Origin of the sequence: Prochlorococcus marinus str. GP2 (assembly GCF_000759885.1) — a bacterium.
GTDB lineage: Bacteria > Cyanobacteriota > Cyanobacteriia > PCC-6307 > Cyanobiaceae > Prochlorococcus_A > Prochlorococcus_A marinus_J.
In genome coordinates this window covers 12078-27563 of sequence record NZ_JNAH01000006.1, presented here as the reverse complement: position 1 = coordinate 27563, position 15486 = coordinate 12078, and the positions used below count along the sequence as shown (strand labels likewise).

Genomic DNA, 15486 nt, shown 5'->3' with positions numbered 1-15486 from the left:
TTCTTCCTTTAGATATAGAAGACTCCATAGAATCAAAAATTAAGAATGTTGAATTCAGATGGAAAGCTACAGATAATGTGACGGCTGATCTTACTGGTGAATCCCCATTTTGGATTATTAAAAGAGAGAAACTTGATCAATTATTACTTAATGAGTCCTTGAATAATGGAGTTCAGATAATAAGACCATTATTGATAGAAAAAATCATCAAAAAAAATGATAAATGGGAAATTACATGCAATAACAAAATAAAATACATATCAGAATTTCTTGTTATTGCAGATGGTTCCCAATCCGAATGGGCAGGATATTTCAATTTAGGGCCAAGAAAACCTAAATTTGCGAACACAATCTCATTAAGATTAAAAGGGTTAGGTGAAATACCTAGAGATGCAGTTAGATTTGAGTTTGGATTTATAAAATATGGGTTTGCATGGGCATTCCCCCTTAGAGAAAGCTTAAATATTGGTTTAGGTACTTTTATAAATAATGGTCTCTTAGAAAATCAGGCTATAAATAAAAAAGTGATAAGAAGCTTTGGTTTTGATGATTTTTCTAATACACCAATTAGTAAGAAACTTAGAATATGGAATGGCTTCCACTCAATTAATGGTGACAAAGTTTTAGCTGTTGGTGATGCAGCATCTCTATGTGATCCATTTTTAGCTGAAGGAATTAGACCTTCTTTAATTAGCAGTTTTTATGCTGCAGGATACATAGATCAGTGTCTATCAGGAAAAGTTGATGATTTAAATTTTTATACGAAAAAAATCAACAATATTTGGGGTAGATCAATGGCTTGGGGGAGAAGAATAGCCCAGGTATTTTATAGATTTCCCAGAACTGGATACCAATTAGGTATTAAAAGAAAAACAGCACCTAAACGTATTGCTCAAATATTATCAGGAGAAATGAGTTATGAAGATATTGCAAAAAGAGTTATCAGAAGACTTTTAACAAAAAGTGGGTCTTGATTCTTTTTCAATTCAAACTTAAATTTAGTTAGCAGAAATCAAGTTATGATTTTTAATTTCTGAATATCTCTTAAGTAGCAGCTCTTCCAATTCTTCTATAGCCTTACTGAATCCAGTGATGCCTTCACTAAGCTTCTCACTCGCCATTTGATCTCCTAACATACTTAATCTGAAATCTTTTTCTTCAAATTTGTAGTCAACAGAATTGTTTATTTGAGTACTTATATCTAATTTTCTAATTAACTCTCCTTTTTCTTTTTTCAGTTCCTCAAGAAATTTTGGAGCGATTGTTAAAAGATCGCAACCTGCTAATTCTTTTATTTCATCAAGATTTCTAAAACTCGCTCCCATTACTTCTGTCTTAAATCCCTTTTCTTTAAAGTACTTGTAAATTTGTGTAACCGAAATAACACCAGGGTCTTCAGCACCAACAAAACTAGTTTTACCAGTTTTTGCTTTATGCCAATCCAGTATGCGGCCAACGAAAGGAGAAATTAGAGTTATCTTTGCATTGGCGCAAGTTACCGCTTGGCAGAAGTTAAAAAGTAAAGTTAAGTTGCACTTAATACCCTCTTTTTCCAAAATTTCAGCTGCCTTAATTCCTTCCCAAGTTGCGGCAATCTTAATCAAAATTCTTTCCTTTTCAATTCCAAAATTTTTGTAAAGATTGATCAATTTTCTAGCTTTTTGTACGGTAGCTTCAGTATCAAAGCTCAATCTTGCATCAACTTCTGTAGATACGCGCCCTGAAATAATTTTCAATATTTCTTTTCCAAAAAATACTGAAACTTGGTCAACAGTTTCTTTAATTAATTCAATTTCAGAGAATCCTTTGTGCAATTCATTTTCTGAACTTTCTAAAGCTTTATCAATTAATTTCACATAATCAGGGTTCTTAGCAGCAGCAAGTATTAGTGATGGATTTGTGGTAGCGTCCCTTGGTTGAAATTTTTTTATCGAATCTAAATCTCCAGTATCAGCAACAACAACGGTCATTGAAGATAATTGTTCTAAAATTGATTTCATATCTAGATAATCGTATATATATAAGCTAGCTTTTATTCTTGATGAAATCATCAAATAATGAACCAAATATTTATAAAAATTGGAAAATTTTAGGGTTTTTTAACAATCATTCCATAATTTTCAGTATTAGGAGGTATTTTTTCAATTACTATCAGACTCTCTATAATTTCTTTCGCAACAGGTACCGCAACAGTTGAACCATATGCATATGACTTAGATGGCTCATCAACGACTACAAGTACTGCATATTTGGGATCATTAACTGGTAAGGTCGCGACAAAACTACAAACTTTTTTACTTGTATAAGAGCCATTTAAAGCTTTTTGAGAAGTGCCCGTTTTCCCAGCTATCCTGTAACCCTCGATTTTCACTCCAGATCCACTACCTTTATCAACTACACTCTCCATCCATTCAAGAACAGTTTGTGAAACCTCTTGTGAAAAAAATTGTTTTTTTGGATATTTATAAATTGTATCTTTGAAGCTTGAGGTTACATGAGGAGTAACTTCATAACCCCCATTTGCTAGAGCTGCATGAAGTTGAACCAATTTAAGTGGCGAGATTGAGAACCCTTTACCAAAAGAAGTTACAGCAGGCTCAATTGATTGATTTACAAATAAATCTTTTTTCTTTAATTGACCAGCAGTTGATTCAAATAAGTCAGTCTCTAAATTTTTATTTATACCTAAATTTTTTAGCCAATCCCAATAAATTGTGGGGTCTAAATTTTGCATTATTTTTACCATCCCAACATTACTTGAAACCTGCAATACTTTTGGATAGTCAATATATCCATTACCTTTTTTATCCCAATTCGAAAGTGTCCATCCTCCAACATTAATCTTTCCACTATCTTCAACTAATCCATCTTTTTGGATTACTTTTTCTTCTAGCGCTAAGGCAAGATTTATAGGCTTAAAAGTTGAACCAGGCTCAAATAAATCTTGAGAATACCAACCCCTAAAAAGTTCAGAATCATACTGCCAAAATTTATTTGGATCGTACGAAGGGACTGAAACCAAGGAGAGAATCTGACCATTATTAACGTCCATAACTATGGCAAATCCCTTCTTTGCTTTCCATTTGCTTACTTGCTTTGATAATGCATTGAATGACGCTTTCTGTAATTTTGAATCTATAGTTAGGCCTAATTTTTTGTAATCAGAAATAAAATCACCTGGGGATGAATTATCTGGTAGAGGTGTTCCATCTCCTCCTATTTTGAGAAAATTACTTTTATTGAAAACTTTAATTTGATTATCCAAATGAAGTTCTAAACCTGCTGAAGCTATATTTTCATCATTAACAAAACCGACAAGATTAGAGTAAATCTCCCCTTGTGGATAATATCTCTGCGAATATTTAAACAAATCAAGTCCGCTTATTTGAAGGTTTTTAATCTTTTCTGCCTTTTCTTCAGAAATTTCATCCAAAAGCTTGATACCACTTATTTTATTATTAAATTTACTCAAGAGTATTTCACCATTTATATCCAAGATAGGTGACAATTTTTCTGTAACTTCTTCAATACTACGAACTCTGTTAATTGAATCACCAGGAAAATTAAAATATTTTGGATGGGCCCATAATTTATAGAGCGGTTTATCGTAAGCAATTAGTCTACTATTTCTATCAACAATCGCTCTCCTTTTTTTTAAGGCGTTAGTTTTAGAAGAATGTATTAATCTAGCTTTCCTTTGCAAATCAGAGGAGTTAAATACTTGCAATTTAACTAACCTACCAAACAAGCATAATATTAATAGTAAACTAGAAATATAGAGAAATTTAAATCTTCTTTGATCAAGGGGTAGTAGATGAACAATTTTTTTGTATTTTTTCATCAATATCCCCTTTGATATTTGCTATCAATAACACCTTCAATGAAAATACTTAAATTTTTCTTAAATAAACTTTCTTTTTTTTCTGGAAGTTTATCTAGATAAATTAAATCTTCAGGTTTAGTTTTTCTATAAGTTTTAATAGATTCAAGTTCACTAATATAAAATTCCTCAATTTTAGAAATAAAATCAATCAGATTATTATTGATAGCTCTTGTTTTAGATAAGTTTCTATATGTATTTGACCATTTTCTTTGACTATTAAAAGACAAGAAAAATAATGTGAAAATTAATACCAAAAAAGAGATATTAATTGTGTCGAAAATTTGATGTATAAATTTGATATTAATTATGGATATTTTTTCAGAGTTTTTTTTACTTTCATAAGAAACCTTTTTTTCTAAATTAAGTTGATTCCTATAAGGTTTCATCTATGATTTATTATTTTAATAAAAGAAGTGTTATTAATTAAATAAACACCTTTTTATTTGATTCGCAAGTAAAAATTAAATTCTTTATGTCCTCAATAAGAACAAATTTAAGAAAGTCAATCCATTCCATAAAGAATGCATAATCACTGAGGAAAACAAACTCCCAGAAGCAATTCTTGTAATTGCTAATCCAATCCCTAGAATAAACAATGGTGGCATTTCTCCCAAACTTAAATGGGCTAATGCAAAGATAAAAGCTGAAACTATGATGCCCGAAATTACTCCAAAATCTCTTGAAAGAGTTGGTAGTAAAATACCGCGAAATATAATCTCTTCAAATAGAGGAGCTACTAAAGTTGTTGTTACAAATAAAAGAAAAAATGATAAGTAATTATTATTATTAAGAACAATTTCTAGCAATGGGTTACTACCATTCTGATTATCGATCAGACTATTCATAATAAGAGAGGTTAATAAAACAAAAGGAATTATTGTTAACCATCCTTTAATTCCCTGAATAATTGCATATTTTATTGGCAAGAAATTGAACTGTAAATAATCCTCTTTAAAATTAAATTCACCATTCAAAGATTTAATTTGATAATAAACTATCCATAATGGAGGAATAGCCATAAAAAGATATCCAAAGAAAATTTTTAAAGATTGAGACAATTCATTAGAGATATTTTTAGAAAAAAGTTCAACCAAACTGATAGAAAACAAAGGTGATACCACTTCTCCCAAAACAACAAATCCACCTGAAATTAATAAAATCATATCTATTAATTCTAAATCTAAGGACTTAATTTCTTTCCAACCAAATTTTTTCAACGATATGGTTCTCCATAATATTTTTAAAGCCAGAATAGAGCCAATAAGTATTGTTAAAAGTGGTATTAGTCTTATTGCTAATATTTTAAAAAACATTTTCCTTGAAAATGATTTTGTTATTAATACACTATCGTCAAAATCAAATTTCTTGCTTAAAAGGTGATATAAAAATCTATCCCCTTTAAATAAATCAAATTTTTCAGAATTTGCTTTATATGAATTATTATTAGATTTTTTTTCTATCTCATCAATAAGAAATTTAAAGTTTTTATTTTCAAAATCTTTGGATATATTTTTATAGATTATGGGATCATTTGATTCTGAAGTAATTATTCGAATTAATTTATTTCTTTCCGTTAATTCTTCAAATGAGACATCAGAAAGTGATTTATTTAGTTGAACAACAGGATCATTAATAATAAAAAATTTTTTAAGATTTACAGGTATTGATTGGACAGATAATTCGGCAATTTCTTGCTCTTTTTGACTAATATCAAATGAGACAGATGGTCTATTTAAACTATCTCGTAAGCCTTGTTGCCATACAAAAAAAGTTATGACGATGGAAATAAAAGCTAAAGCGAGTTTTGACTTAGAAATATTTTTAAAGATCATACCTTATTATATTCTTGAAAATTATAGTTAGTTATCATTGAATTTTCTTATACTTATGTATCTATTTTAATCACGCCATGAGATGATTAAATTATCTTAATTTTCAAATTTATATAATGGCTATAAGATTAGTTTTAGTAAGGCATGGACTAAGTAGTTTCAATGCAAAAGGATTAATTCAAGGAAGAACAGATGATTCATTATTAACTGATGAAGGATACGAACAAGCCCGAAAAGCAGGCAAAGCATTATCAAAAATAAAATTCGATAAAATCTATTCCTCCCCACTTGTGAGAGCGGCAGAGACTGCAAAAACAATTAAAAAGAACTTCAATAAAGAACAAAATATTGTATTCGACGATAATTTGCTAGAGGTGGATCTTAGTGAATGGTCTGGTCTGAAAATTGATGAAATAAAAAAGAATTTTCCAGAAATTTACTCTATATGGAAAAATGATCCAGAAAATCTTATCTTAAAAAGAAATGACAATAAAACTTACAAGCCAATTCAAGAGTTATTTTTTCAAGCAACAAATTTTGTAGAAGATATTTTAAAAATTTATCTAGACAAAGATGATGTAAATATTTTAGTTGTTGGACATAATGCAATTCTTAGATGTTTAATACTCTTATTATTGGGAAAGCCTAAGCAAGGTTTTAGAAAAATAAGATTAGAAAATGCTTCTTTCTCGATACTTAATATTTCAAGGAAAGATAACTCTTTTAAGACTCAAATTGAATGCTTAAATCAAACTTCCCATCTTAATAAAAATATTCCCAATAAAATTGGAGATTCAAGAATATTTCTAATAAGGCATGGTGAAACCAACTGGAACAAAGAAGGTAGATTTCAAGGCCAAATTGATATTCCTTTAAATGAGAAAGGAAAAGATCAAGCTAGAAAGACTTTTGAATATTTGAAAAATATTTCTTTCAATAAGGCATTTTCAAGTTCAATGCATAGGCCTTATGAGACTGCACAAATCATCCTTCAAAATAGCCAAAATTTAAAAATAGAAAGAATAGATTCACTTGTAGAAATCAGTCACGGATTATGGGAGGGTAAACTGGAAGTAGAAATAAGAGAACAGTGGCCTGCTTTGCTAAAAAAATGGCATGATAAACCTGAAGAAGTAATAATGCCAGAAGGTGAATCTATAAAAGATGTATCAGAAAGATCCGTAGATGCTTTTAACAAAATTTGTGCATCTCAAAAAGATAATGATCTAAGTCTTCTAGTTGCTCATGATGCAGTCAACAAAACTCTAATTTGCAACATCCTGGGCATTAATTATTCAAATATATGGATGATTAAACAAGGTAATGGTGGCATAACGATAATTGACCTTTTTAATGATCCCAATAAGCCCCCTGTGATTAGCGCTCTAAATATTACAACCCACCTAGGAGGAATAATTGATTCAACTGCTTCAGGAGCACTTTGAATTAAAACTTTTTTTAAAATTTTATTGAAGTCAGATCCAGGAAAATGGGGTTATTTATTGAAAAAGCCAACTTGACTAAGAGGCCAGAATCTGAAATATGCTTTACCAATTATCTCCTTTTTATGAAGAAATTTACTTCCAGGCCAATATCTACCATCCCAGCTATTTGACCTATTATCACCTAAAACTAAAAAATGATCTTCAGGAACTTTTATATTTTCAAATTTACCACATTCATTAAAAAGTGATGAAGAGCACTTATAAGAGACATAAGGTTCAGAAATTAATTTATTATTTATTATTAATTCTCCCTTCGTGTTTACACTCACAATTTCTCCTGGAAGTGCCACCACTCTTTTAATATATGCATCGCAAGCTTGATCCCTCAAACCAGGAATAAAAGATATTGGAGGGAAACTCATAAAAAAACAATATCTTTTTTGTGGTAGAGGCTTTGATCTTAATGAAATTAATTTTTCGTCAAAGGAGTAAGGTGAATTAAAAACAACAATATCACCTCTTTTAGGTAAAGAGTTTCTTAGCGAAAATTTTTCAATAATTAACCTATCATTTATTTGTAATTCTGGAAGCATTGAACCAGAAGGGATATAGCGTGGTTCTGCGAGAAAAGATCTACAAGAAGAAACAAAAAAAGTTAATAGAATTAGCAGACCCCATTCTTTTAAAAAACTTTTAATAGAAGCATGCATAAAATTAATAAATTTTTGATTTTTTAACCTTATATAATTTGTTTAGCATATTCAATTTCGTTAAAACCTAATATTACTTTTTTCCCTTCGTAAATCAAAAATGGTCTTTTTATTAATTTGCCATCACCTAAAAGAAGTTGAATAATTTCTTCCCTTGATAAGTCATAAATATCAAGATTGAGAGTTTTAAAAGCTTTACCTCTTGTATTAAAAATCCTTTTCTTATCATCAGAGTATTGTTCTAAAGCTAGATTTAAATAATTAACAAGTGGTGGTTCTTTTACAATATCAATTAATTGGAATTCGAAATCTTTGCTTTTAAGCCACTTTGCAGCTTTTCTACAAGTGGAGCATTTTAAATAACTATAAAAAATTATTTTTTTCAATTTAATTGACCACTTCTTGATTTCTTAAGTACTTTAAAGTTTTTCTTTTTTAGGGGTATACAACTTTTCAATAAATTTTCAACCACATCAAAATCCCTCCAACCATCAATTTTAACTGTTCTTCCATCAAGTCCTTTACTTGTCCTAAAAAATTCAGCTACATCCTCAAGCTGATTAGGAGCAATTTGATTAATACTCACTATGTTAGCCTGTCTAGGATTAGCCATAGGCACACATAAAATTTTCCCATCATATGCACCACAATCATGCATATCCAAAACTCCAATAGGTCTAGCTTTTATTAAACAACCAGCAAAAGTAGGCTCATCCATTATCACCATTGCATCAAGAGGAGCTCCATCATCAGCGAGAGTATTTGGAATAAAGCCATAATCAAAAGGGTACCTCACTGAAGAATGCAATACTCTATCTAAGGCCATTATTCCTGCATCAGAGCAATATTCATATTTATTCCTACTACCTGCCGGTATTTCAACAACAATATTTACTATTCCCTTCATTGGAGATGGAGGTATTGAACTAAGGTCCATCTTTTTTAAAACCGTAATTATGAATTATCTCTTTTCCTTGAGGTAAAGGTCTTCCAATTAAAATGCTTATTGAAGGTAAAAGAATTGTCAAAAGTGCAAAAATAATACCTAAAGATGTTATAGATAAACTCCTTATACTTAAGGGGTCATCATCATCTCTTTCAAAATCACTTTGAGCAGAACCATGGAAAGATTCTTCGCTTGATTTACTTTGAATAAACTGCTTTGATTTCGTGTAACTCAAGAACTCTAAATTGGTAAAGATTGAGGAGATAATTAAACATCATTATCCTACATTTAAAATGTCAATAAATCAAAACATTGATTAGTAAAATTAAAATTACTCTTTTTCTAGTAAAGACCTAATAGATTTTAGTTCGTCTAATATTTGCGCCATTATATTTTGAGCAGCGGAGGATGGTGTATTAAAAACCTCTACAGTAACTTCTTTAATTCTTAGAATATCTTTTGCGAATCTTGCTACTTCATTAGGATGAAATTTTAAAGGATCTTTTTGATCAGTTCTAAATTCGGGATTTAATTTTCTTGGATTAAAGCTAGGGTTTAGATTTCTTAAATCTGTATTTGTATACCTATAGACAGAAGCTCTTGATCTGTTAAGGAATTTTTGAACTTCATCGATACCTACCAATTCCTCATCGCTAGAAATATTAGAATCTATACTTTCCATAAACTTAAGAAATGTTTTAGTAGTAATGAACTTTTAAAAGAGTCTGAACTTCATTACTGAAGAAGTTAGCAGAAACAATATTTTTAGACTAGCTGCGTTGAGGGACTCAAGACACTTTAAATTATTTTTTCATCTGAATTGATAAAATTAAATATTATTAAGGATTTTTTTGTATGCGCGTGACAACCTCATTTCCTCTGGGGACACTTCGTGACACACCTTCTGAAGCTGAAATTATTTCACATCAATTACTTTTAAAAGCTGGGTATATTCGCAGAGTCAACAGCGGAATTTATGCATACATGCCAATAATGCTTAGAGTTATTGAAAAAATATCAGCAATAATAGAGAAAGAACTTAATAGTATTGGTTGTACAAAATTACTATTACCCCAACTTCATCCTGCAGATTTATGGAGAAAAAGTGAAAGGTGGGAAGGATATACTGCAGGGGAAGGAATAATGTTTAATCTCAAAGATAGACAAGGTAAAGAATTTGGTTTAGCTCCAACTCACGAAGAGGTGATTACGAGTATTGCATCAGAAACCATCAACTCCTACAAGCAATTACCTCAATGTTTTTATCAAATTCAGACAAAATTTAGAGATGAAATAAGGCCAAGGTTTGGATTGATGAGAAGTAGAGAATTTATAATGAAGGATGGTTATTCTTTTCATTCTTCAGAAAACGATCTGGCTTCTTTCTACGAAAAGGTGGGAAATGCCTATGAAAATATTTTTAAATCCTGTGGACTGCAGACAGTAGGGGTTGAAGCTGATAGTGGAGCAATTGGCGGTGCTTCTTCTAAAGAATTTATGGTCACTGCTGATGCTGGGGAAGACTCCATTTTGTTTACTCAAAGTGGTTCTTATGCTGCAAATATTGAAAAAGCTGTTTCTCTACCCTCTCAACCTATTCCACTAAAAGATAATATTGCAGAGTGGTTGGAAACACCTCATCAAAGAACAATCCTAGAAGTTTGCGATAACAATAATTTAGACCCTAGTCAGATTATTAAAGTAGTAATATTCCTTGCACAGTTCGAAGGTGAATTTGAGGTCCCAATTCTTGCATGCATAAGAGGCGATCAACACATTAATGAAGTAAAGCTTTTTAACTTAATCAATAAACTTCATAATTTCAACCTTATTAATCTTAAAAAGATTGAAGACAAAAATACTATCGAAAAAAATCTAGTTGATTTTCCCTTAGGTTTTATCGGGCCAGATTTAGATAATAAAACTATTAAAGCTAGTTCTAATTGGGATAAAAAATGGACAAGAATAATTGACCCTTCTGCAAGTGAGCTTTCAAAGTTCATAAGCGGGGGGAATAAAGTTAATTTCCATAAAGTTTTTCAAGAATTTTCTTTTGCTTCGAAAGACTATCTAATTGGGGATATCAGGAATGCCAAAAAAGGAGATAGAGTAAGTATTGCTAATGATGAGGAACTTCAAGAAAAAAAAGGTATCGAGATTGGACATATTTTCCAACTAGGTCAAAAATATAGTGAAAAATTAAATGCAAAGTTCTCTGATAAGAATGGTCAGTTAAAAAATTTATGGATGGGTTGTTATGGAATAGGAGTGACAAGAATAGCTCAAGCTGCTATCGAACAGAATCATGATCAAAAGGGCATTTGTTGGCCTATCCAGATTTCTCCTTTTGAGGTTATTATTATTCCAACAAACCTTAAAGATCCAGTTCAAAGTGAACTTACTGAGCAAATCTATAACAACTTTTTAATTAATAAAATTGATGTCTTACTTGATGACAGAAACGATAGGGCTGGAGTGAAATTTAAAGATGCGGAATTAATTGGTATTCCTTTTCAGATAATTATTGGCAGAGATGCAGTTAATAAAGAAGTAGAACTTTTATCTAGAACAAATAATACTAAGTTTAAAATTAGTACTGATAAATTGTTGGAAACATTTATTTCCGAATCAGAAATAATGTACAATAAAAAGTCTTAAGGCTTATTTTTTTGGGAGCTAGGTTATGTTACTGAAATGGACATCTGAATTAATTCTTAAAAAACTTACCAAAGTTATATCTTTTGCACTCTCTTTGATTGTTGTTTTTACATTATTTAGTTCCCCCTCAATAGCTGTAAAAACCTCTATGACAGGTGACTATACAAAAGATACAATTTCGGTTGTTAAAACATTACAAACAGCTGTTGATACTCCAAAAGATTCACCAAATAAAGATGAAGTTAGAAGTGAGGCTCTTACACTTATAACTGACTATATTTCCAGATACAGAAATAGAGGGATGGTAAATAAAACTCAATCATTTACAACTATGCAAACAGCATTAAATGCTATGGCAGGTCATTACAAAAACTTTGCAAGTAGACCTTTACCAGATAAACTTAAGGAACGTTTAACCAAAGAATTTTCTCTTGCTGAAAAAATGGTTTTAAGAGAAAGTTGATACAATTCATTTACTTTTTAAAAGTAAACCAAGATTTTTGAATATATTAAATATTCCCACAAAAATAATGCTCTTCTAAAATTGGCTAATGTTGTTGTAATCGGAGCCCAATGGGGTGACGAAGGAAAAGGTAAAATAACGGATTTACTTAGTCGTTCGGCGGATGTCGTCGTGCGCTACCAAGGGGGAGTAAATGCAGGCCATACTATAGTTGTAGATGATAAAGTCTTAAAATTACATCTAATTCCCTCAGGAATACTTTATAAAAATACTTCTTGTTTAATTGGGTCGGGAACTGTTGTAGATCCAAAAATTTTGCTAAAAGAAATTGATATGTTAATTGATAATGGAATTGATATCTCGGGATTAAAAATTTCATCAACATCTCATGTAACAATGCCCTACCACCGAATTTTGGATGAAGCGATGGAGGCTGATAGAGGGTCAAACAAAATAGGGACTACAGGTCGCGGTATTGGGCCAACTTATGCGGACAAGTCGCAAAGAAATGGTATTAGAATAAGAGATTTGCTAAGTAAGGAACGGCTAAAGGATGTTATCGAAATTCCATTAAGAGAAAAAAACGGTCTACTAGAAAAAATCTATGGCATTAAACCACTTAAATTAGAAGATATTCTTGAAGAATATCTTGACTATGGGGAAAGATTATCAAAGCATGTTGTTGACTGTACGAGGACTATCCATGCAGCCTCAAAAAACAAGAAGAATATTCTTTTCGAAGGTGCTCAAGGTACTCTACTTGACTTAGATCATGGGACTTATCCTTTTGTTACCTCATCAAACCCTATATCAGGAGGTGCATGTATTGGTGCTGGAGTGGGTCCAACTTTAATTGATAGAGTCATAGGTGTCGCGAAGGCTTACACTACAAGAGTTGGAGAGGGGCCATTCCCAACGGAATTGCAAGGGAGTATTAATGATCAACTCTGTGATAGAGGTAGTGAATTTGGAACTACTACTGGCAGAAGGAGAAGATGTGGATGGTTTGATGGGGTTATTGGTAAATATGCTGTATCTGTAAATGGTCTTGATTGTTTAGCAGTTACGAAACTAGATGTGTTAGATGAATTAGATGAGATACAAGTTTGTATTGCATATGATCTGGATGGAGAGGAAATAGACTACTTTCCTACAAATTCAGATGACTTAAAAAAATGTAAGCCAATCTTCAAAACATTAAAAGGTTGGCAATGTTCAACTGCAGATTGCAGAAAACTATCTGATCTCCCAAAGAATGCTATGAATTATCTAAGATTTTTAGCTGAATTAATGGAGGTTCCAATTGCCATTGTCTCGTTGGGAGCGAATAGAGATCAAACCATAGTAATTGAAGACCCAATTCATGGTCCTAAAAGAGCACTTCTTAGGTGATTTAATTCCAAATTAATGAAGGAATCCTTTAGAAATTTTGAACATAATAAAAAGGTAGATCTCATTGGTCTGGGCAACGCAATAGTAGATATTATTGTAAATATTGAGGATGAGTTCCTTGAGATAAATAATCTGGCTAAAGGATCAATGAATCTAATTAATTCTGATGAATCTCAGAGATTATTAGAAAATTGCAAAGTGGTCAAACAAATATCAGGGGGATCCTCAGCAAATACCGTTGTTTGTTTAGCAGAATTAGGTAATCATGTTCAGTTTATTGGAAGGGTTAAAAATGATCAATTTGGGGATTTCTTTTCTGAAGATATTAAACAAAGCAAAACCATATTTAACACTCCACCAACTATTGAAGGTTCTTCAACAGCTCATTCAATTATTTTAATTACACCTGATGCACAAAGAACTATGTGCACTTACCTAGGAGCATCTATAGAGTTTGAACCAGAAGACATTGACTTTACTGTAATTAAGGAAAGTAAATACTTATATTTAGAGGGGTATTTATGGGACAGCGAATTAGCTAAAAAAGCTTTTATTAAAGCCGCCCAAATTGCAAAACAATCCAATACAAAAATAATTCTTTCATTGTCTGATTCATTTTGTGTAGATAGACATCGTGAGAGTTTCTTGGAATTAATTTATGAATATGTAGATATTGTTTTTTGTAATGAATCCGAGGTGTTAAGTCTATTTAAAAATGATAAATTAGCAAGCTGCCAAGAAGACCTATCTTCCTTATGTGAATTAGTCATAGTAACTCTCGGAAGCAATGGTTCTCTCATAGTTAACAAAAATAATGTTGAAATAATTGAGTCAATAACGAAAGGCAAGATTATTGATACTACAGGAGCGGGAGATATCTATGCGGGTGGATTTATCCATGGATTAATAAACAATTGTTCCCTAAAAAAATGCGGAGAGATAGCTTCAATTTGTGCAGGACAAATAATTACGCAATTAGGATCTAGATCGGATATTGATCTTAAAGAGTTAATAAAATAAATTTATCAAATAGTCTTATTTAACCAATCATAATATTTCATCTCAGCATGGTATTTTTTGTAAATAATTTGAGGAACATCATATGTGGAATTTTTATTTAAGAATTCAATTAAATAATCTTTAAATTCTAGTTTGCTTTTAATTGTAATTTCGAACTCTTTAGTTTCTTCAATATCATCATCCCACTTATAAATTGAAAAAATTTGCTTTATCGAAACACAAGCTGCAAGTTTATTTTGTATTAGTAATTTAGCCATTCGCAAAGCATTTGCGTTACTTGATTCAGTTGTGATCATCACTAATACTTCCATAATGAATTAAACATCAATATTGTTAATTATGTGATTTATCAAATCGTGATATTGATCAAAAGAGTAAGAATTATCATTTTTAACTATCGGCCTTTTGACCAAAAATAACTTCATTTTACTTCCAGAAACTATACTCTCCCAGTTTTTCTGAGAATAACTTCCAGATTCTCTGCATAGAACATAATCTATCTCCCAAAAATCACAAAGTTTTTTTTCTAAAAAACTTTTATTTTTTTTACTTGGTTCGAGTATGGCTATGTTTGAATTTTTAATACATGATCCAAAAGCTTTAGTTATGCCCTCGTAAGTTGGAAGTACTCTTGTAAATACATTTGCTTTACGATTCATATAATAATTAGCTGTATCGTTAAGAAATCTTGATCCTATAGCCAGAAGAATATTCTTATTTTCTATATCAACGTTATTTATATCCTTTAAATGATCAATATAAAAAAAATTATTAGTGTTTTTTATTAGAGATTTCCTCTCAAATAGTAAGAAAGGTATATTAATCTCTTTACATGCATTATTAAGATTTTTAGAAATTATTACTGCAAATGGATGAGTAGCATCGACAACGCATGCGATTTTATTTTTATTTATGAAATTAATAATTTGATCTTTATTATTTAATTTTCCCGTAATGATATGTAACTTTGGATTTTCAATATAAGCTTGCCCTGCTTTATAAGTTAAAACACTTGCAAAGACTGAATAATTAAGTTCAAGAAGCCTATTAGCTATTTCAGGTCCATCCGAAGTTCCTGATAGGATCCAAACATTTTTATAGCAATTTTCTTGATTCTGCATCAGTATGTCTTTAATT

The 15486-nt window shown here is 30.9% G+C and carries 17 protein-coding genes; 6 read left to right on the top strand and 11 right to left on the bottom strand.

The window, feature by feature from the left end; translation table 11 throughout:
* A partial coding sequence (locus EU91_RS03000) for an NAD(P)/FAD-dependent oxidoreductase (protein WP_032524703.1) occupies positions 1–974 on the top strand: 974 nt, incomplete at its 5' end.
* Positions 975–998: 24 nt separating this feature from the next.
* On the opposite strand, the gene tal is transcribed toward EU91_RS03000, so the two are convergent.
* The 4 genes from tal to EU91_RS03020 all read right to left on the bottom strand — a co-directional run bounded on the left by tal (position 999) and on the right by EU91_RS03020 (position 5715).
* A complete protein-coding gene (tal, locus tag EU91_RS03005) occupies positions 999–2000 on the bottom strand; it encodes a transaldolase (protein WP_032524706.1) in 1002 nt (333 codons plus the stop codon).
* A gap of 89 nt (positions 2001–2089) precedes the next feature.
* Positions 2090–3841 carry a peptidoglycan D,D-transpeptidase FtsI family protein gene (locus EU91_RS03010; RefSeq protein WP_032524702.1) on the bottom strand — a complete coding sequence of 584 codons (1752 nt, stop codon included), beginning with the start codon at positions 3839–3841 and terminating at the stop codon, positions 2090–2092.
* Entirely contained in the window at positions 3841–4269 is a 429-nt protein-coding gene (locus EU91_RS03015; RefSeq protein ID WP_032524701.1) for a hypothetical protein, read from the bottom strand. The genes EU91_RS03010 and EU91_RS03015 overlap by 1 nt, the downstream gene beginning before the upstream one ends.
* An 84-nt stretch (positions 4270–4353) precedes the next feature.
* Positions 4354–5715 (bottom strand): CPBP family intramembrane glutamic endopeptidase, encoded by a 1362-nt coding sequence (locus tag EU91_RS03020; RefSeq protein WP_032524700.1) that lies wholly within the window; start codon positions 5713–5715, stop codon positions 4354–4356.
* 116 nt (positions 5716–5831) lie between these two features.
* Between EU91_RS03020 and EU91_RS03025 the strand changes: the two genes are divergently transcribed.
* Positions 5832–7160 carry a histidine phosphatase family protein gene (locus EU91_RS03025; protein WP_032524699.1) on the top strand — a complete coding sequence of 443 codons (1329 nt, stop codon included), beginning with the start codon at positions 5832–5834 and terminating at the stop codon, positions 7158–7160.
* Between the two features lie 50 nt (positions 7161–7210).
* Here the strand turns inward: EU91_RS03025 and lepB are convergent, their stop codons facing one another.
* The 5 genes from lepB to EU91_RS03050 form a co-directional block, all read right to left on the bottom strand.
* Positions 7211–7870 carry a signal peptidase I gene (gene lepB, locus EU91_RS03030; protein ID WP_032524698.1) on the bottom strand — a complete coding sequence of 220 codons (660 nt, stop codon included), beginning with the start codon at positions 7868–7870 and terminating at the stop codon, positions 7211–7213.
* Positions 7871–7899: 29 nt separating this feature from the next.
* Positions 7900–8256 carry a Spx/MgsR family RNA polymerase-binding regulatory protein gene (locus EU91_RS03035; RefSeq protein ID WP_032524696.1) on the bottom strand — a complete coding sequence of 119 codons (357 nt, stop codon included), beginning with the start codon at positions 8254–8256 and terminating at the stop codon, positions 7900–7902.
* Positions 8253–8807 (bottom strand): inorganic diphosphatase, encoded by a 555-nt coding sequence (locus tag EU91_RS03040; RefSeq protein ID WP_032524695.1) that lies wholly within the window; start codon positions 8805–8807, stop codon positions 8253–8255. The genes EU91_RS03035 and EU91_RS03040 overlap by 4 nt, the downstream gene beginning before the upstream one ends.
* On the bottom strand, positions 8797–9051 hold the full coding sequence (locus EU91_RS03045; RefSeq protein ID WP_032524694.1) for a hypothetical protein: 255 nt from the start codon (positions 9049–9051) through the stop codon (positions 8797–8799). Before EU91_RS03045 ends, EU91_RS03040 begins: the two co-directional genes overlap by 11 nt.
* A 96-nt stretch (positions 9052–9147) precedes the next feature.
* On the bottom strand, positions 9148–9498 hold the full coding sequence (locus tag EU91_RS03050) for a hypothetical protein (protein ID WP_032524693.1): 351 nt from the start codon (positions 9496–9498) through the stop codon (positions 9148–9150).
* Positions 9499–9671: 173 nt separating this feature from the next.
* Between EU91_RS03050 and EU91_RS03055 the strand changes: the two genes are divergently transcribed.
* From EU91_RS03055 to EU91_RS03070, 4 genes are all read left to right on the top strand, one after another.
* Positions 9672–11474, top strand: coding sequence for a proline--tRNA ligase (locus EU91_RS03055; protein ID WP_032524692.1), 1803 nt, complete (start codon positions 9672–9674; stop codon positions 11472–11474).
* Between the two features lie 25 nt (positions 11475–11499).
* Entirely contained in the window at positions 11500–11937 is a 438-nt protein-coding gene (gene psb27 / locus EU91_RS03060; RefSeq protein WP_032524691.1) for a photosystem II protein Psb27, read from the top strand.
* 81 nt (positions 11938–12018) lie between these two features.
* The gene (locus EU91_RS03065; RefSeq protein ID WP_032524690.1) at positions 12019–13329 is read left to right on the top strand and encodes an adenylosuccinate synthase; all 1311 of its coding nucleotides are present in this window, start codon (positions 12019–12021) and stop codon (positions 13327–13329) included.
* Between the two features lie 15 nt (positions 13330–13344).
* Complete coding sequence (locus EU91_RS03070; RefSeq protein WP_032524689.1) at positions 13345–14349, top strand: adenosine kinase; 1005 nt, start codon at positions 13345–13347, stop codon at positions 14347–14349.
* A gap of 5 nt (positions 14350–14354) precedes the next feature.
* Here the strand turns inward: EU91_RS03070 and cutA are convergent, their stop codons facing one another.
* Both cutA and cobK read right to left on the bottom strand, forming a co-directional pair.
* Positions 14355–14645 carry a divalent cation tolerance protein CutA gene (cutA, locus tag EU91_RS03075; protein WP_241433939.1) on the bottom strand — a complete coding sequence of 97 codons (291 nt, stop codon included), beginning with the start codon at positions 14643–14645 and terminating at the stop codon, positions 14355–14357.
* Positions 14646–14666: 21 nt separating this feature from the next.
* Positions 14667–15470: a precorrin-6A reductase gene (gene cobK, locus EU91_RS03080; RefSeq protein WP_052041285.1), complete on the bottom strand. Its 804-nt coding sequence runs from the start codon at positions 15468–15470 to the stop codon at positions 14667–14669.
* Positions 15471–15486: the final 16 nt, after the last annotated feature.